The sequence below is a fragment of the Sorangium sp. So ce362 genome, from assembly GCF_051519845.1.
In the GTDB taxonomy this organism is placed as follows: Bacteria; Myxococcota_A; Polyangia; order Polyangiales; family Polyangiaceae; genus Sorangium.
In genome coordinates this window covers 4,739,185-4,757,781 of the sequence record NZ_CP150332.1, presented here as the reverse complement: position 1 = coordinate 4,757,781, position 18,597 = coordinate 4,739,185, and the positions used below count along the sequence as shown (strand labels likewise).

Sequence of the window (18,597 nt, the reverse complement as noted above, 5' to 3'; positions counted from 1 at the left end):
ACCCTTCTGCGCCTGACCTGCTCAGGATGCGCCGTTTGTGACCAATGAAGGCAGAGCACGAGAATCGATCGACTCGGGCCGTAACCATCCGCCTCCGTCACCGCAGCTCCGCGACGGGCGCTCGAAACGAGCCCCGCCGGCGCGCTCCTGCGCCAGTAGACCACCAGATGCGCGCAAGTGGGCTCATGTGAGCAAGTATGCGCCCTGTGGACCCAGGCGCCGTTTACGTACGGCCGGCGGGTTGGTAGAACTTTTCTCCGGAGGACGCATGAGCAACGAGCCGAGCGAGACGGAAGGGGCAGACACGGGTCGTCGTGGGGTGTTGCGAGCGGCCGCCACGACCGAGGCGACCATGGCGGGCGGGGCTGTCGGGTGCGCGCCGCCCGGGGCGCCTGCGTCCCCGCGAGATGCCGCGGCGCCGGCGCCGCTGCGCAGGCTCGGGCGGACCGGCGCGCAGGTGGAGCCGGTGTCGCTCGGCGGAGAGGGGATCCTCCGGACGACCGGTCGCCACCGCGAGGCGGTGCCGGTGATCCTGGAGGCGCTGCGCCTCGGGGTCAGGTACTGCGACACTGCGCCTGCGTACCAGCAGAGCCAGGACTACTATGGTGAGGCCTTCCGCGCCGCCGGACCGAGGGCCCGCGAGCAGGTATTCCTCGCCTCCAAGACGCACGCGCGCGATCGCGACGGCGCGCTCAGGCTGCTCGACGACAGCCTGCGCCGCCTCGGGACAGACCACCTCGATCTGTGGCAGTTGCACGATCTGCGCGAGAGCGACGAGCTCGACGCCATCTTTGGCAAGGGGGGCGCGATCGAGGCCGTGGAGCAGGCCAGGGCGGACGGCCGCGTGCGCCACGTGGGGATCACCGGGCACCACGACCCGCAGATCCTCGTCGAGGCGATGCGGCGCTATCCGGTCGACACCGTGCTGTGCGCGATCAACCCCGCGGATCCGGCGCGGCTCCCCTTCCTGACGACGGTGGTCGAGGAGGCGCGGCGGCGCGGCGTCGGCGTCATCGGCATGAAGATCATGGCCGCGGGCCGCCTGCTCCAGGATCGCGCCGCGAGCCCAGGCGAGCTCATCCACTACGCCGCGAGCCACGCCGACACGGTGATCATCGGCTGTTCCTCGATCGCCGAGGTGCGCGAGAACCTCGGCGCGAGGGCCCTGCCCTTCCCCATGCCGCCCGCCGAGCGCGGCGCGCTCGAGGCGCGCGTCGCGCCCCGAGCCGGTCGTTACGACACGTTCAAGGCCTGAACGGCGCGCCGGAGCGCGGGCGCGCAGACCGCGGGGCGCGCCGGCGCGCGAGCGCCGCGAGCAGCAGCAGCAGGCTGGCGCCGGCGCCCTCGCTGGCGCCTCCGCCGGCGATCATCCGGCAGTCGCAGCCCCCCTCGAACTCCGGCCTGTCGAGCGGCGGCTCCTCGTCCGCGCCGCCCGCGCCGCCCTGGCCTCCGCCGGCCCCGGCCTCACCGCCGCCGCCTGCGCCGCCCGCGCCGCCCGCGCCGCCTTGGCCGGTCGGCATGCACGCCTCGCCCGGCTCATCCGGGCACGGATCGCAGGCGTCGCCTAGATCGTCCCCGTCCGCGTCGGACTGGTCGTTGTCGACGAGGGGGCAGTTGTCGTCGCCGTCGAGCGTGCCGTCGTTGTCGTCGTCGTCATCGCACGCGTCGCCCTCGCCGTCACCGTCGGTGTTCGTCTGATCGTCGCTCGGGTCGTCCGGCGTCGGCAGGGCGGGCCCGTTCTCGACGAGGGGGCAGTTGTCCTCGTCGTCGGGCGTGCCGTCGTTGTCGTCGTCGTCGTCACACACGTCGCCCTCGCCGTCACCGTCGGCGTCGAGCTGGTCATCGCTCGGGTCGTCCGGCGTCGGCAGAGCGGGCCCGTTCGCCACGTACACGCAGTTGTCCTCGAAGTTCAGGACTCCATCGTTGTCGAGGTCCTCGTCGTCGCACGCGTCGCCGCGCCCGTCGCCGTCCTCGTCGTACTGCTCCGTGTTGCGGTGGGACCTGCAGTTGTCTGTCTCGTCGAGGATGCCGTCGTTATCCGAGTCCGGATCGCGATAGTCGGGGATCCAGTCGCGGTCGGCGCCGATCGAGTCGGTGTCTGCCGGGAGGCCATCCGGGGTCAGCGGCAGCGCCTCTTCCAGGTCGGGCACGGAATCTCCATCGCTGTCGAGGTCGACCGCGTCGATGCCCCCATCGTCAGGGTCGGTGCCATCGGGGTCGTCCGTGTCGGTCGGCTGCGTGAAGTAGCAGCCCCCCGCCTCGCAGGGCGTCAGGCTGTCGGGGAGCGCGTCGTCATCGGTGTCGACCGGGATCAGGGCATAGCAGGTGCGCGGTTCGCTCTCCGAGCACACCTCGAGCGCGTCGGGGATGCCATCGTTGCGGACCGTATCGACGGCCCTGGCGATATAGCAGTTCCGTGGGGCGTCGTCCTGAGTGCAGATCCGCAGGCTGTCGATGATCCCGCTTGTGTCTCCGTCTCCGGCGATGCTGTTCCACGGGACGCACGTCACGAAGTTGGGGCACACCTCGGTGGCGTCGTCGATCCCGTCAGCGTCGGTGTCCGCGTTCAGCGAGCTCGTGGTCCAGAGCGTCTCCAGCTGGTTGTGAATGCCGTCGTTGTCGGCGTCGGCGTCGCAGGAGTTGCCGAGGCCGTCGCCGTCGGTGTCGGTCTGCGGGGCGCCCGGACCCGGAGGCGGGTTCGCGGCGAACGGGCAGTTGTCGACCTCGTCGAGGACGCCATCGTTGTCGTCGTCGGGGTCGCAGGCATCGCCGCCGCCGGTGCCGTCGTTGTCGGCCTGCGGCCCACCAGGGGTCGCGGGCGGATTCGCGGTGAACGGGCAGTTGTCGACCTCGTCGAGGACGCCATCGTTGTCGTCGTCGGGGTCGCAGGCGTCGCCGCCGCCGGTGCCGTCGTTGTCGGCCTGCGGCTCGCCGGGGGTATCGGGCGGGTTCGCGACGAACTGGCAGTTGTCGACCTCGTCGAGGACGCCATCGTTGTCGTCGTCGGGGTCGCAGGCGTCGCCGCCGCCGGTGCCGTCGTTGTCGGCCTGCGGCTCGCCGGGGATCGCGGGCGGGTTCGCGACGAACACGCAGTTGTCGACGTCATCAAGGACGCCATCGTTGTCGTCGTCGGGGTCGCAGGCGTCGCCCAGGCCGTCGCCGTCGTTGTCGGCCTGCGGCTCGCCGGGGGTATCGGGCGGGTTCACGACGAACGGGCAATTGTCGACGTCGTCGAGGACATCGTCGTTGTCGTCGTCGGGGTCGCAGGCGTCACCGCCGCCGGTGCCGTCGTTGTCGGCCTGGGGCCCGCCTGGGATCGCGGGCGGGTTCGCGGTGAACGGGCAGTTGTCGATGTCGTCGTCTACGCCATCGTTGTCGTCGTCGAGGTCGCAGGCGTCGCCCCCATCCTGGCCATCGCTGATGTCGTTGTCGGCCTGCGGCGCGCCGGGGGTCTCGGGCGGGTTCACGACGAACGGACAGTTGTCGACGTCGTCGAGGACGCCATCGTTGTCGTCGTCGGGGTCGCAGGCGTCGCCCAGGCCGTCGCCGTCGTTGTCGGCCTGCGGCCCGCCAGGGGTCGCGGGCGGATTCGCGACGAACGGACAGTTGTCGACCTCGTCGAGGACGCCATCGTTGTCGTCGTCGGGGTCGCAGGCGTCACCGCCGCCAGTGCCGTCGTTGTCGGCCTGCGGCTCGCCAGGGATCTCGGGCGGGTTCGCGGTGAACGGGCAGTTGTCGACCTCGTCGAGGACGTCATCGTTGTCGTCGTCGGGGTCGCAGGCGTTGCCCAGGCCGTCGCCGTCGTTGTCGATCTGGATATCCAGATCGGGCCCCGGCGCCAGCGGTCCATTGTCGTCATCGGGGCAGTTGTCGCACGCGTTGCCCAGGCCGTCGCCGTCGTTGTCGGCTTGGGGCGCGCCGGGGGTCTCGGGCGGGTTCGCGACGAACTGGCAATTGTCGAGCGGCTCATCTCCCTCGCCGAAATCGGGGACGCCATCCTCGTCGTCATCGGGATCGCAGGCGTCGCCCAGGCCGTCGCCGTCGTTGTCGGCTTGCGGCTCACCCGGTCGTAGGGGCGGGTTCGCGACGAACGGACAGTTGTCGACCTCGTCGAGGACGCCATCATTGTCGTCGTCAGGATCGCACGGGTTCCCGGCTCCGTCGCCGTCGTTGTCGCCGAAGTCCTCGGCCTTCAGATCCGGGCAGTTGTCGCAGACGTCGCCCCTGCTGTCCTCATCCCGGTTCGCCTGGCTTTCGTTCCTGATGCTCGGGCAATTGTCGCAAGCGTCGCCGTGCCTGTCCCCGTCTCCGTTCTCCTGCTCGGGATTGGGAATGTCGGGACAGTTGTCCGCGTCCGCGCCAACGTTGCTGACGCAGTCGCCATCTGAATCGTTCGGCACGGGCGGAGTGCACTGGGCCCAGGCGCTCCGCGTGCTCAGGACCGTCGCCGCGAGGATCGACAAGCCCATGACGAGCAGGCGGGAATGCCACGTCACGGCGGACGAGAGCGTGCCACCACGCAGAGTGCACCGGCGAGAGAAACGGGACAGGAGGCGATGAGCCACGGCGAACCCTCCGCGGTAGGTGTAGGAGAACACGATTGAAAGCGCTTCCCTGATCCGGGAGGTACATTCCCCGCGAGCTGCGCGGCGTCGCCGGGCGTCCATCACAAGGCAGACGCGTCGGCGCTGCTACCGCCGCCTCTCACGGTCGCGGTGCTGGTGCTCGATGCGCCCGCCGTGGCGGTCACGCAGCGGGGCGAATCCTCGCCGCAGCTCATCGGGTCGCAAGCGCATGCGGCCAGGTTGAAGGTTGCCGTCGCGGCGAATGAAAGACACCCCAATCGTCGCATGAACCCTCGCTCGGTTCGGCCGAGATCTTCGTTTTACACCCCTGTTCTCTCCGGCGGCAAGAGGGTGTGACGAGGGGGGTGCCTTTGTGTGGGCCGGTGTGGTGCCCGAGCAACAGAACGTGCGGCGCGACGCCCTCTGGTTCCGGCAAGAGCCAGAAGCACAAGCACGGACCATGCCGGGACGCCGCCGGCGTCCCGGGGCGTGGCGCCCAACGCGCAGCCGTTCCCGTGGAGACGCGCCGTTCCTGCACCTTCGACGGCGGGGGGAGGCGTCCAGGCGGCGCCGCCCGTGCCGGCCGCCTCCCAGGAACTCGCACCGGAGCCGGCCGCGTCGGCTCCGGTCGCGCCGCCTGCACCGGCGCTCCCGGCGCTGGCCGCTCCCCCGCCGGCCGCCCCCTCCCCGCCTGCCCCGTCTCCCCCTCCGCTCCCGCTTGCCCCTTCCCCGTTGAGCGACTCCATCCAGCAGCCCCCTGCGAGACAGATGCCGCCGGAGCAGGGGGTCCCCTCCTGGCGGGGCACGAGCCGACAGGCGCCGTCATCATCGCTGCACCAGCCTTGCTTGCACACTGCGTCAAGAGGATCGGGGCAGACCACGGCGACGCCCGGCGTGCACTCGCGATTCTGGCACGTATCGTTCAGCGTGCATGGATTGCCGTCATCGCACTCAAGCTGCGCTGTATCCATGCATTCGCATGGCATCACCGATGCCGTCGTCATCGTGGTCGAGCTGCGCGAGATTTGGGATGAGCGAGCAGTTGTCGGAGGTGTTGGGAACGCCATCGTTGTCGTCGTCGGGGTCGCAGGCGGCGCCGTACCTGTCGACATCTCCGTTCTCCTGCTCAGAATTGGCAATGTTGGGACAGTTGCCGGGGGACGTACCGAAGTTATTGATGCAGTCGCCATCGGGATCGTTCGGCGCGGGCGGAGTGCACTGGGCCCAGGCGCTCCGCGTGCTCAGGGCCGCCGCGACAAGCCAATGACGAGGAGGCGAAAATGCCGTGTTACAGCGCCGGAGCGACGGCCACGACGCGGAGCGCACGGGCGAGAGACACGGGACAGGAGGTGATGGGCCACGTCGATCCCTCCGCGATGGTGGTGGAAAGATACGATCGAAAGCGCCGCGCCTGCTGCGAGTACGTCCCTCGCGACCTGCGCGGCGCCGCGCGGCGGTTACCGCAAGGCGCAAGCGTTCGCAGAAGGGTCCGTGCAGTCGCCGTCGCCCTCGCATACGCATGCGCCTTCCACGCACTTGCCCGAGCCGCCACATTCCGCGGTGCTGGTGCACACGAACGGCTCGGATGCGATCCGGCAGAACTTGTTACCGGCATCGTCAACCCCGACGCACGTGGCTCTCCCTGAGCAGTCCGTGTCGAGGGTGCAGGGGGTGACGCACTGGCTCACCCCGCCGGATGGCACGCACTGCTTGTTTGGATTGAGACCACCGTTCGTACACTCGTCGTGGCTCGCGCACTGCGGCGCCCCGCAGATGCCGTTGTCGCAAGTATAATTGGTGGGATAGCTGTCGCTCGGACAGTTGCCCTGGCCCGGCGCGCAGCAATCTGCGGGGGTCGTGCACCCCTTGGCGCAGTAGCCATAAGTCGCCCCGCCCGTGCCTCCTGCGCCCGCGCCTCCAGTTCCGCCTGTGCCCGCGCCTCCAGCCCCGCCCGTGCCCGCGCCGCCCGTGCCCGCGCCGCCCGTGCCCCCCCCCTGGCCTCCCTCGCCGCCGCCGCCGGCGCTGCTCCCACCGCCGCTCGTCGTCGTGGTGGTCGCGCTCGCTGCCCCCGCGCCGCCGGTCCCGCCGCTGGACGCGCCGGGCGCGCCCTCATCCTCACCACACGCGGCCCCATGGAGGAGCGCCGTCACGGCAAGTGAAAGTAAGCCCAATCGTCGCATGAATTCCCCTCTGAGTTCGGCCGAGATCTCCATTTACACCCTGGCTCTCGCCCGCAGCAAGCGCGTCCGGCGACGGGATCGCGGCCATGTGGTCCCGTGTGGGGCCGGCGCGATCCACGTTGCGCCCGCGCCGTCCCCGCGCCGCGACCCGCGACCCGTGATTTCCGCGGCGTGGCGCGCTCCGGTTCTGTTATCGTGCGGCCTCCTCGTCCGGCAGCGCCATGCGCCGGCCACCGCTGCGCGGGCCGGACGGGCTCCCGAGGAAGGACCACGACTCCGTGCTCAAGCTCAAGCGCGATCGCGCCGCGCCGCTCCCGCGACCTGCCAGGTTCCTCGCCGGGGCGGGCGCCGTCCTGTTGCTGGCGGTCTGCTCCGAGCGCCCCCGCGCCCCGGCGGATCCGCCGGGAACCCCTCCCACGCCGGTCGACGCGGCGGACAGCCGCGCCCGGCTCACGGCGATCCGCGCGCGCCTGCCGGGCGCCGGCGCCGCGCTCGCGCTGCGCCCGGGGCCGGCACGCATCGCCGTCTCGCCGGGCGCCGTCCGGCCGCACGTCCCGCGCGCGCTCGCGGCCGTGGAGCTCTCGGCCCGCGCCTCCGGGCCGGTGCGCCTCACCGACGTGGCCTCGGGCCTCGGCGTGGCCTTCTCGCTGGACGGCGCCGCGGACGCGCCGCTCGCCGAGGCGGACGGCATCGCGATCTACGCGGCGGGCGGCCCCGGAGGCGCGGATCTGCTCCACCGCGTCGACCGCGCCGGCACCGAGGACTTCGCGTTCTTCGAGCGCGCGCCCGCTCGCGAGGAGCTCCGCTACCGCGTCGACGTGGGCGGCGCCGCCGGCCTGCGCCTCGTCGAGAGCACGCTGGAGTTCCTCGACGCGGGCGGCGCCCCGCGGCTGCGCATCGCGCCGCCGTACGTGCTCGACGCGGACGGCGAGCGGCGGCCGGCGCGGCTCTCCGTGGAGGGCTGCGCGGTCGACACGAGCCCGCGCGCGCCGTGGGGTCGCCCCGTCACCGCGCCGGGCGCGCCGTCGTGCGCGGTGACGGTCGCCTGGGCGGGCGCGGGCGTGCGTTATCCGGCGCTCGTGGACCCGTACTGGCAGGTCACCTCCGAGGCGATGGCGGTGGCGCGCACGCGGCACACGGCGACGCGGCTGGACGAGACCGATCCGCGGAGCCGGGTGCTCATCGCCGGCGGCTTCGGCGCCTCGGGCGCGGCGCTCGGCTCGGTCGAGCTCTACGATCAGCAGAGCCGCTCGTTCAGCGTGATCGCCCCGATGCCCCAGGGGCGCGGCGGTCACACCGCGACGCGGCTCGACACGGGTGCGGTCTTCCTGGCCGGCGGCAGCGGGTCGGCCACCGGGACGGCCAGCACGACCACGCTCGTCTACGCCGACGGCGCGTTCTCGCCGGGCCCGTTGATGAGCGCCGCGCGGATCGCCCACACCGCGACGCGGCTCGCGAACGGCCGCGTGCTCATCGCCGGCGGCGCGAGCTCCTCCGCGGACGTGTTCCCGCTCGGGACCTTCGATGTCTACGACCCGGAGAGCGGTGCGTTCGTCTCCGGCGGCGGCGTGATGCAGGCGTCGCGCAAGGCGCATACGGCCGTTCTGCTGAACGACGGCCGCGTGCTCATCGCCGGCGGCTTCGTGGACGCCGTCCTCGCCGGGCAGACGCTCGAGCTCTACGATCCGGCGGAGGGCTCGCGGGGCACGTTCACCCTGCTCCCCCAGCGGCTGATCGGCAGCCGGGCCCGGCACACGGCCACGCTCCTCGACCCCGACTCGGGGGAGAGCTCGTCGCGCGTCCTGTTCACGGGCGGCGTGACCGCGGCGAGCGGCAACCGCACCTACCTGAGCAGCGCCGAGCGCGTCACGATCACGGGGGACGCCGTCGCCGTCGGCGCGGCGCCCGCGATGGGCGCGCGGCGGTCCGCGCACACGGCGACGCGGCTCTCGAGCGGGGACGTCGTCATCGTCGGCGGGACCGACGGCGCCCCGCTGGCCAGCGCGGAGATCTACTCGGCGCAGGCGGGCAGGTTCGGCTCGCTCATCCCGGGCGCGAGGGACCAGCACCGTCAGGACCATGCGGCCGTGCGGGTCAGCGGCGGCGACTCCATCGCGTCCGGAGACGGCGTGCTGGTGACGGGCGGCCTCGGCCTCGCTGCGGACGATGTCGTCGTGCAATCCAGCGCGGAGGTGCTGGTCAGGGGGCTCGGGGATGCCTGCCGAGAGGACAGCGACTGTCTGTCGGGGTACTGCACAGAGGGCGTGTGCTGCAGCGAGCGCTGCGCAGGCCAGTGCATCTCGTGCCGGGCAGAGCGCAAGGAGAACGACGGCGACGACGACGTCCACGACGACGAAACGGGGTACTGCGGGGTTGTTGTGGCCAATACGGCGCTCCTCGTGGATCCCGTGGAGTGCGTCAACGGCATCGAGGTGCACAAGAAATGCAGCGACGCCGGCGAGGTCGTGGCGGACCCCGGCGAGACGCGCAGCTGCGCTCCCGGCGTGTGCGGACCTGACAACCGGTGCAGCAGCCGGTGCACGACGAGCGCCGACTGCGCAGCGGACGCGTGGTGCGACCTCTCTGCGGGCGCAGAGGGCGAGGGCGGCGCCGGGGGTGCCGGCGGTGCGGGTGCTGGCGGTGCCGGCGGCGCGGCGGGCGCTGGCGGTGCGGGGGCTGGCGGCGCGGCGGGCGCTGGTGGTGCGGGGGCCGGCGGCGCGGCGGGCGGCAGCGCGGCGGGCGGCGGCGCGGCGGGCGCTGGTGGTTCTGGCGGCGTCGCAGGCGCCGGGGGTGCCGGCGGTTCGGCGAGCGCTGCGGGGGCTGGCGGCGCAGGTGGCGCGGGGGCCGGGGGCGGCTCTCCGGCGAGCGCCGGCCTGTGCACGCGCAAGCTGCCCGTCAGCGCGAGCTGCACCGACGACGAGCAGTGCGCATCCGCGCACTGCGTCGATGGAGTCTGCTGCGACAGCGCATGCGGAGCCCCCTGTCAGGCCTGCGACATCCCGAGCTCGCTCGGCAAGTGCACGTCGGTCGGAACGGACGAGCGGCGAGAGCCCCCGCACCCCAACGCCGGCGCTGACGGAGCCCCGCGGCGCGAGGGCTGCGTCGGTGAGGAGAGCTGTCGCGGCTACTGCGGCGGGAACGCCGACGGATCGTGCAAGTTCCCCCAGAGCGATGAGGCCCTGAAGGAGGGCGAGTGCACGTGTGCAGGCGACGACTGCGCCGTCGGCGCTGGCACCCAGGCGCGCTTCCTCTGCGACGGCGAGGGTAGCTACACGACCGAGACCTCGTCATGCCGCGGTTTCCGCTGCGCCGAGGACGGCACGGCGTGCCGGACGACCTGCACGTCGGACGCGGATTGCATCCTCGACTTCATCTGCCAGGAGGGCGCCTGCGCCGATCTGCGCGAGACCGGCCCGAGCTGCGACGGCGATCACACGCTCCGCACTGCGGCCGCAGCGGATCCAGACTGTTCCCCCTACCGCTGCCCTTCCGGCGCCGGCGACTGCTTGAAGCAGTGCCGGTCGACGGACGACTGCGTCTCCCCGTCGGTGTGCAGCCTGGCCGGCGAGTGCGTTGCTCCGCTCTCGCCCCCCGGTGTCCCGTCCTGCTCCTGCCGGGTTCCGGGCGCGGCGGACCTGGGCGAGCGAGGCGCCGGCTCTCCGCTGCTGGCCTTGCTTGCCGGGCTCGGCGTCGCCGCGGCTGCGCGCCGGCGTCGCCGCTGAGCCCGCGGCGAATCCCGGCCACCAGGGAGGGCGAGAGGCCCGGCGGCGTCGCGCCCTGCGGCTCGCCGGGGCCGGGCGGCGCGGCCTCGCACCGAGGGGGGCCACCGCCGCGCGCTGCAGGGCGCGCGCGCCTACGGCGGCGCGATGTCCTTGCAGCAGCGGAATCCAAGCGCGCCTACGGCGGCGCGATGTCCTTGCAGCAGCGGAATCCAAGGTGGTAGTTCGCGTGGCTGCCCTTGCTCATGAGCCGCGTCGCGTGCCAGTCGGGCGCGCGAAAGCGGCAGTCGTCGGCGTGGACCTCCATCGACGAGAACGCGAACCAGCTGCCCTTCATCTCGGTGAAGCCCCGATCGCCGCGCCGCGCGAGCTCGTCGGGCAGGATGGGCAGGCTCATGTGCTCGGCCACGTTGCCGTGCAGATCGAAGACCCCGAGGCTGCTCCGGCACGCGGGGAAGGCGCCGGCCGGATACGTGTTGGAGCCGCAGCGGTCCCACCCGCCGCCTGGGCATCCCGGCGTGCGGGAGCTCTCCGTGCCGCAGAGCGCGTGGTTCTTCTCGGGACCGTAGCTCCACACCTTCTCGCGCAGGAGGTTGTGATGCCAGCTCGCCTCGCTCCGGGGCCTCTCCCACTCGTACTCGACGTCGGGCTCCCTCAGGGCGCCGGCGCACGCCCCCTCCCACTCGTGCGCATCGCAGATCCGCTCTCCGATCGCCCTGCACAGGAGCGCCGCTTCGCGCGCCCGGACGTGCACCACGGGGTACTCGCAGGGGATGTTCGGGAACTCGAGCTGATCGATGCAGACAGGGGCGTCCTCCGCCGTCTGCCCGCGCGTGGGGTCGAAGAGCGGCACCATCCCCGGCGCGCCGCAGGCCGGCTCGCGCGCCCGCTCGACGCCCGCGATCTCCCGGATGCGGCGGCACTCCGAGCGCGACATCGGGTGGCGCGTGAGCGCGGGGTTGCCCTGGCCGAGCACCGGCGACGCCGCGAAGATCGCCTCGACCTGCCGCATCGCCTCGTCGGAGAGCGCGAGCTCGCGCCGCATCCGCGCGAACAGCCGGGCGCGCTGCTCGTCCAGCGTGGCAGGCGCGAGGTCCTCATCATCCATGGTGGGCGCCACGCGCTCCGCCGGCGCGGCCGACGCGGCGGCCGGGCGCTCCCGTAGCGCGCCTGCGAGGAGCGGCGCTGCGGTGCGCGCCACCGGCGCCCTCGACAGGCGCGCGCGTTCGCCGGTCCACACGGCGGCGCCCGCGCCGATCCACACGGCGGCGCCCGCGACGAGCACGCCCGCGGCGACGAGGGCCGCTGTCCTTCCGCGGCCGCCCCCGCGCGCCCTGTCGGCGCGCACGCCCGCCGAGAGCGCCGGCGGCGGTGCGCTCGGCGCGGGCGGTCGCGGCGCGGAGGCCGGATCGTTCGGCGTCTCGGGGCAGGACATCGGCGTGCGACCTCGCGCTTACGGCTACGGACATCCGTCGATTTCGGCAACTTTCAGAGCGCGCGCGATCGCCAGCCGGCCCGAGCGACGCCTTGACGGTCCTGCCCGGGGCACGTCAAATGGGGCATCGTGCGCAGGGCGGCCCTCCGAATTCTCTACCTGGCGCTCCTGCCGGTGCTCGTCCTGTTCGCGCTGATCGTCGCCCCCGCCGTGGTCGTCTCGCGCATCGCGAGCCGCGGCCGCGTGTGGCGGCCCGAGACATGGAAGAAGATCTCCTACGGGAGCCGCTACTTCGGATCGTCGTTTCGGGGGCGGCTCGGCGAGGTCGTCGACGTCATCGACGTCGTCCGCGATCGCGTGATCCTGCTGGTCCTCCTCCTCGCCGCGCTCTGTCTCGCCGGCGGGCTCATCGTGCATCTCTTGGAGATCGGGGTCCCGAGCTGGGTCTCTGCGCGGCCGGACGGGCCTTTCGCCTCGTCCATCGGGTCCGATCTCGCGTGGTTCCCTGCGGGCGGCAGGCTCTCCTTCGGGGGCGGCGCGGCGCTCGTCCTGGTCGGCTGCGTGGCGCTCGCGCTGCTCGCCCTCGGGATCTCGCTCTATGCCTGGCTCGCGTTCGCCATGGGCGAGGCGATCCGCGTGATCCTGCGGTATGGCGGCGCGGCGACGCTCTTCCCCGACCCCGGGGACGCGATCCCCGGCGGGCGGCTCGTGCTCTGCCAGCTCTCCGATCTGCACCTCACGGCGGACGGCCGCGAGCCGTACGAGATCGAGGAGAGCTCGGCCGCGTGGCCCGAGGGCGTCGCGCGCCCCGACACCGCCGATCTGACAGGCCGTCTCCGGCGGCTCGTCGCGGAGATCGCGGCCATGAGGCCGCCGCTCGTCGCGCTGACCGGCGACATGACCGATCTCGGGGAAGAGGCGCAGTGGGCCGAGCTCGAGGCGGCGCTCGCCGGCATCCCTGCCGCCACGCAGGTGCTCATGGTGCCTGGCAACCATGATATCGCCATCAACCTCGGCACGTCGCCCGATCCGTACCTCACGAAGCGAGCGGAGCGCGAGCAGCGCTTCATCGAGGTGCTCACCCGGGTCGAGCGCGGCCCGTTCCAGCCCCCGTTGCACATCCCGGCCCGCAAGCGGGCCCGGCGCCGGCTGCGCGCGATCGCCGGCCTGTATCCGAGGCGGCTCGATCTCGAGGGGGGTATCCGGATCTTCGGGCTCAACTCGAACCGTTACCGGTCGCGGTTCGTGGGGTCGAACGCGATCGGGCAGATCGGCGGCGGTCAGCTCCGGCGCCTGGCCCGCGCGCTCAGGCGGGGCACCGGCCCGGTCGTCGTGCTCCTGCACCACCACGTGGCGCGCCTCGCGGGGCCGATCTCGCTCAACGACACGTTCATGATCGCGATGGATGGCCCGCGCCTGCTCGAGATGCTCGCGGCGTATCAGCAGAAGAACCCGAGGAAGAACAGCGCGCTCGTGCTGCACGGGCACAAGCACCTCGCGTTCTTCGGCCATTACCGCTCGAAGAGCGGCGGTCGCGTCAGCGTCTACGCGCACCCCTCGTCGACGCTGGGCCACGAGACGGACGGCCACCTCGACGGCATCGCCCGGTTCGCGGCCATCCGGCTGACGGACGAGGGCAACTGGCGCGTCGAGACGCACCCGCTCCGCTCCGCGCGCGTAAACGAGGGCGCCCGCGCGCCTCGCGGAGCCCGGGGAGAGCTCGGCCGATGAGGATGCAGCGCAGCGCATTCTCGGCCGCGTTCGCGATGAGGAGCGGCGCGCGATCCATGGCTTCGGACAGCGTGCAGGGAGCCTCGAGGATGGACGAGAACGAGTCGATGCCGCACGCATAGTTCACGCGCGCATCCTCATCGACGGTCCCCGCCAGGGCAATGACCGGCAGCCTGAAGCTCCCGATGACGCTCGGCCTGGAGTCCTCGCTCTCGGGCGTCCACCAGGGCGTGCTCGTCCTGCTTACCCGGCGGCGGCGGACGGCGCGGAGGCGAGCCCGCGCGGCGCGGATCAGGGAACGAAGTAGCAGATCTCGAGCCAGGGTCGGTCGCTCTGGAGGGGGTGGTCGCTCGACCTGTACGACGTGCGCCCGTGCGGATCCTCCTCGACGAGGAAGCCGTGGTTCGGGGCGGAGCCATCGACCCACGCCTGGACGAGGCCGGTCAGATCGGCGGTCATTTCATAGGGGCCGGCCCACGTCAGGTCGGCCTCGACGGCCTCGTCGTAGCTTGCGGCGAAGCGGTTCCATGTGACGGCGTCCTCGCTCCAGGGCGCGGTGATCCGGTGGATACGGACGCGCTGATCGCCGGCGCCGTAGGCGACAACGCCGAAGTCGGCCGAGGTGACGGTGGCGCCGGCGGGGATGCTGTCGAGCCCGAACCTGAAGAGCGCCTGCTTGGGGAGGCCGTGCGCGGAGCCCGAGTCGTTGTAGGGGACGCGGCCGTCGCCGTAGTCGGGGAACGCTTCCCAGATACCGGCGTCCGCGACCTCGCCGGCGGTGCCTCGCTGCACGGTGACGCACGCGTCCACGCATGCGTCGCCGGTGCCGTCGCCGTCGCCGTCGGTCTGGTCCGGGTTCGCGACGCCCGGGCAGTTGTCGCAGGCGTCACCGATGCCGTCGGCGTCGCTGTCGGCCTGGTCCGGGTTGGCGGCGGCCGGGCAGTTGTCGACCGCGTCGCAGACGGCATCGCCGTCGCTGTCGCCGCGCGGACACGGGTCGCAGGCGTCGCCGATGCCGTCAGCGTCGCTGTCGGCCTGGTCCGGGTTGTTCACGGTGGCGCAGTTGTCGCAGCCCGTGCCCAGGCCCGGCGCGACGCCGTCCCCGTCGTGGCTCCCGAGCGACGTCAGCCCGCGGTTGTAGCCGTCGCAGACGTCGCGATCGCCGCACGGAAACGTACCGGAGACCGCGTCGTGCAGGCACAGGAACGACGAGCCTTCGGTCCCATCGACGTGGATGCGCGCGAAGCCGACGAGCAGATTCGCGCCCCTGGCGATATCGACCCGGACATCGTTGCATGTGGCCGGATTGTAGAGGGCGAGCACCTCGGGCTCGGTGAACCTCTTCTGGAGCGTCGTTGTGCCGCATTCGCAGTCGTTGACGCTCGGGATCGTGCCGAGGTGGACCCCGTTCAGGTACAGTGAGAACTCGGCGTCGCCGCAATCGGCGTGGTTGATGATGAGCGTGATCGCGGTCGTCGCCCCAGACGCCGTCCCGGGGAACGCCGCAAGCACGAGGAGGGAGAGGCAAGCGCCAGCGGCGCTTGTACGGATGTATCGCATGATCAACTTTATATCCCTCCTCTGCACGGTATACAATGCTCCTGGGTGGGCCAGGCGTGTGTGTGTTCACGCGTCGGGCGCGGGGGGCGGGCGGATATACGGTGACGATTGGGGGAGCGCTTACGCTCGCCCAGAGTTGGACACGAGGAGAGGTAGGCATGACGCCGAGGTCGTCCCATCCGCGTCGAGCGACCTGGTGCGGGCCGGAGCGAGGAGCACCCCGCCCGCACGCTGCGCGCCGCCTCAGATGGCCGCACGCTTTACGCCGCCTCCCTCCCCCTCCGCGCGGCCCGGCGCAGCGGCGCGACCGCGGCCAGGAGCAGTATGACGAGTGCCGTCTCCGACGAGGACGCCGGAGAGCGGCGCGCGAGATTGCGCTCAGGCTGCCGCTGCGGTGCAACGGGTCGACGTCGTTGACGGGTTCCGGGCAGAGCGACGGCGCTATCTCGGAAACGACATGCGGTCAGGATCAGGATGACGATGTCGGACGAAGTCTGCAGCACCGACGCCGTCGAGGTAGAACGGGACAGGGCGGCCGAGGAGAGCGCCGCGACGAGAGCGCCGGAACGACCGGCCTTTCTCGGGAGTGGGGCCCGCAGGCGGCCCCGCGTCGGCGCAGGATCAGCTGATGCCCATGGGCGCGCCGCCCTCGGCGACGAACCGATCGGCGATGTCCACGAGGAGCGCGTCGGTGGCGGGCTTGCTCTTCACGGTGACCTGCGTCTCGTCGGGCAGGAGCACGAACGAGCCGACCACCTTGCCGTCGAGCCGCACCTCGTGGCTCCCTCCGGGCGGAGCGGGGGCGACCTCGTAGACCTTGCCGTCACGCGCCTTGATCTTCATGCCCTAGCGGTAGCACGCAACGGCCGCGCGCGGCGCACACCGCGCCGCGGCGCGCGCGGCGGCGTCCCCGACGGCCGGCCGGGCGAGAGACCCTCCACCGCGGGCGGGTTGCGCTGTAGGATGCAACCGCGCCGCGCGCGAGGAGTATGCACCGTGCCGAGATTTCGATCTGGTCCTGATCCCGTCGCTCGCATCGGCGAGGCGGGGCTCTGCGCGGAAGCGTCCCGGGGGAGCGTCATGACGGTGGCCTCCTCGCAGCGCACCGAACCACGGACCCACGCAGCGGGCCCCGCGCTCGACGTCGATTGCTGACGCCGACGCCAGAGTCTGGCCAGCCCCCGGAGGCCGGCGGAGGGTGGATCGTCCTCGGCGTCCTGAACGAGATCCTCCTCAAGCTCGCGAGCCAGCCGGATCTGAGATCGCTCTGGGAAGAGGTCTGCTCGAGCGCGCGCTGGATCGTCCCGTCCCAGCGGCTCTGCGTCGTGCTCGGCAACGACGGCGGCGGCGCGCGGGTCGCGGCGCGGTACGAGCGCGGCAGCTTCGAGTACGGCGCGCCCGAGGGCGGCGGCGTCGTCGTGGACGCATGGATGGTCGCGGCGCTGGAGGCGCAGCGCGCCGCGTGGTTCAAGGGGCCGTGGGCCGAGGCGCGGGAGGCGGACAGCGCGCGCGCGTGGCTCCTCGCCGACGACCCCGACGTCGTCTTCCACGTGCCGATCCAGGTCTACAAGAAGACGATCGGCACGATGCTCTTCGCCCTGGAAGACCAGCGCCAGATCGACCGGAAGGCGCTGGCGAGCGCGACCACGTACGCGCTCTACGTCGGGGCGACCTACACGATGCTCAAGAACTCGCTCGACCTCGCCGCCGCGAGCGCGCAGCTGCGTGAGCAGAACGAGGAGCTCGAGCGCGTCCAGCTCGAGCTCAGGCTGCAGCTCGACCGGGCCCGCGCGCAGCACGAGGCGATGCTCGAGATGTCCACGCCGCTCATCCAGGTGTGGGACAGCGTGCTCACGCTGCCCGTGATCGGCATGATCGACGGCGTGAGGGCGGCGCGCATGATGGAAGAGGTGCTCGGCGCGGTCGTCCAGCACGCCGCCCGCTTCATGATCGTCGATCTCACCGGCGCGCACGCGACCGACGCCTCGACGATCGAGCACCTCCTCCGGCTCTTCGCGGCGACGAGGCTGCTCGGCAGCCAGTGCATCATCTCCGGCGTCCCGGCGGTGATGGTCGAGCACATCCTGGAGGCCGGCGGCAGCCTGGACGGGATCCCGGTGTTCAGCACGCTGAAGAGCGCGCTCGAGCACGTGATGGGCGTCCTCCGGCCGAAGCCGCGGTAGCCGCCTCCGGCCGCCTGCGGAAGGAGCGCCCCGATCGGAGCGGCGCCTGCCGCGCGCGGCGCGCAGCTCCCCGTGATACGCCCGCCGTCGCAAACCGGAGCGTGACAGATGAAGCTCGCAATGATCGGACTCGGGAGGATGGGCGCCAACATGGCGCGCCGGCTCATGCGCGGCGGCCACGAGGTCGTGGCGTTCGATCTGAACCAGGACAGCGTGAAGCAGCTCGGCGAGGAGGGCGCAGGGACGGCCTCGTCGCTCGACGAGGTTGCGGCGCAGCTCGCATCGCCGCGCGTAATCTGGGTCATGCTCCCCGCGGGCGCGCCGACCGAGCACGTCGTGCAGGAGCTCGGCGAGAAGCTCGGCGCGGGCGACGTGATCATCGACGGGGGCAACACCTACTTCAAGGACGACGTCCGCCGCGCCGGGGCGCTCGCCCCGAAGGGCATCCGCTACGTCGACGTGGGGACGAGCGGCGGCGTGTGGGGGATCGAGCGCGGCTACTGCCTCATGGTCGGCGGCGCCCCCGAGACGTTCGCCCTCGTCGAGCCGATCCTGCGGACGCTCGCGCCCGGGCCGGGAGACATCCCGCGCACGCCGGGCCGGCGCGCGGCGCAGAGCACGTCGGAGGAGGGCTTCCTCCACTGCGGCCCGGTCGGCGCCGGCCACTTCGTGAAGATGGTCCACAACGGCATCGAGTACGGCCTCATGCAGGCGTACGCGGAGGGGTTCGACATCCTGAAGAACGCGGCCACCGAGCGCCTGCCCGAGGAGCACCGGTACGCGCTCGACCTCGGCGAGATCGCCGAGGTCTGGCGGCGGGGCAGCGTGGTGGGCTCGTGGCTGCTCGATCTCACGGCGATCGCCCTCGCCGAGAGCCCGGAGCTCGGCGAGTACAGCGGCTTCGTGCAGGACTCCGGCGAGGGGCGCTGGACCGTGATGGCGGCGATCGAGGAGGCGGTGCCCGCCGAGGTGCTCTCCTCGGCGCTCTACGCGCGCTTCCGCTCCCGCCACGATCACACCTTCGCCGAGAAGGTCCTGTCGGCGATGCGCCACAAGTTCGGCGGTCACCTGGAGCGCCCGACGGGGGGCTGAGCGGCGCTCCCGGCCGCCGTTCGAGCGACGAGCCGGGAGCGCGTTCCCGGCGCGCCCGGGCCACCCCCCGCCCGGAACCTCTCATCCTCCTGGAGAGGCTCACAAAATGGACGTAAATTGTTGAAATTATTC

General features: G+C 72.2%; 11 protein-coding genes and 1 pseudogene. 5 read left to right on the top strand and 7 right to left on the bottom strand.

What is annotated here, in order from left to right; genetic code table 11:
* Window positions 1-268: 268 nt before the first annotated feature.
* Window positions 269-1,255, top strand: a complete 987-nt coding sequence (locus tag WMF17_RS18420; RefSeq protein WP_437650613.1) for an aldo/keto reductase — start codon at window positions 269-271, stop codon at window positions 1,253-1,255.
* Here WMF17_RS18420 and WMF17_RS18415 read toward each other — a convergent pair.
* From WMF17_RS18415 to WMF17_RS18405, 3 genes are all read right to left on the bottom strand, one after another.
* Window positions 1,245-4,496, bottom strand: coding sequence for a thrombospondin type 3 repeat-containing protein (locus WMF17_RS18415; RefSeq protein ID WP_437650612.1), 3,252 nt, complete (start codon window positions 4,494-4,496; stop codon window positions 1,245-1,247). The genes WMF17_RS18420 and WMF17_RS18415 overlap by 11 nt on opposite strands.
* Before the next feature lie 1,020 nt (window positions 4,497-5,516).
* Entirely contained in the window at window positions 5,517-6,080 is a 564-nt protein-coding gene (locus WMF17_RS18410) for a thrombospondin type 3 repeat-containing protein (protein WP_437650611.1), read from the bottom strand.
* On the bottom strand, window positions 6,023-6,715 hold the full coding sequence (locus WMF17_RS18405; protein WP_437650610.1) for a hypothetical protein: 693 nt from the start codon (window positions 6,713-6,715) through the stop codon (window positions 6,023-6,025). The genes WMF17_RS18410 and WMF17_RS18405 overlap by 58 nt, the downstream gene beginning before the upstream one ends.
* A 251-nt stretch (window positions 6,716-6,966) precedes the next feature.
* On the opposite strand from WMF17_RS18405, the gene WMF17_RS18400 reads away from it, so the two are divergent.
* Window positions 6,967-10,467 (top strand): kelch repeat-containing protein, encoded by a 3,501-nt coding sequence (locus tag WMF17_RS18400; RefSeq protein WP_437650609.1) that lies wholly within the window; start codon window positions 6,967-6,969, stop codon window positions 10,465-10,467.
* 175 nt (window positions 10,468-10,642) lie between these two features.
* On the opposite strand, the gene WMF17_RS18395 is transcribed toward WMF17_RS18400, so the two are convergent.
* The gene (locus tag WMF17_RS18395) at window positions 10,643-11,899 is read right to left on the bottom strand and encodes an SUMF1/EgtB/PvdO family nonheme iron enzyme (RefSeq protein WP_437603378.1); all 1,257 of its coding nucleotides are present in this window, start codon (window positions 11,897-11,899) and stop codon (window positions 10,643-10,645) included.
* A gap of 129 nt (window positions 11,900-12,028) precedes the next feature.
* Between WMF17_RS18395 and WMF17_RS18390 the strand changes: the two genes are divergently transcribed.
* Complete coding sequence (locus WMF17_RS18390; protein ID WP_437650608.1) at window positions 12,029-13,630, top strand: metallophosphoesterase family protein; 1,602 nt, start codon at window positions 12,029-12,031, stop codon at window positions 13,628-13,630.
* Between the two features lie 61 nt (window positions 13,631-13,691).
* Here the strand turns inward: WMF17_RS18390 and WMF17_RS18385 are convergent.
* The 3 genes and pseudogenes from WMF17_RS18385 to WMF17_RS18375 all read right to left on the bottom strand — a co-directional run.
* A pseudogene (locus WMF17_RS18385) lies at window positions 13,692-13,757 on the bottom strand (hypothetical protein); the annotation flags it as partial.
* Window positions 13,758-13,921: 164 nt separating this feature from the next.
* Complete coding sequence (locus tag WMF17_RS18380) at window positions 13,922-15,190, bottom strand: DNRLRE domain-containing protein (RefSeq protein ID WP_437650607.1); 1,269 nt, start codon at window positions 15,188-15,190, stop codon at window positions 13,922-13,924.
* A 621-nt stretch (window positions 15,191-15,811) separates the two neighbouring features.
* Window positions 15,812-16,033, bottom strand: coding sequence for a hypothetical protein (locus WMF17_RS18375; protein ID WP_012236178.1), 222 nt, complete (start codon window positions 16,031-16,033; stop codon window positions 15,812-15,814).
* A 305-nt stretch (window positions 16,034-16,338) separates the two neighbouring features.
* Between WMF17_RS18375 and WMF17_RS18370 the strand changes: the two genes are divergently transcribed.
* Window positions 16,339-17,373, top strand: a complete 1,035-nt coding sequence (locus tag WMF17_RS18370) for an STAS domain-containing protein (RefSeq protein ID WP_437603375.1) — start codon at window positions 16,339-16,341, stop codon at window positions 17,371-17,373.
* 108 nt (window positions 17,374-17,481) lie between these two features.
* Window positions 17,482-18,465, top strand: a complete 984-nt coding sequence (gnd, locus tag WMF17_RS18365) for a phosphogluconate dehydrogenase (NAD(+)-dependent, decarboxylating) (RefSeq protein WP_437603374.1) — start codon at window positions 17,482-17,484, stop codon at window positions 18,463-18,465.
* Window positions 18,466-18,597: the final 132 nt, after the last annotated feature.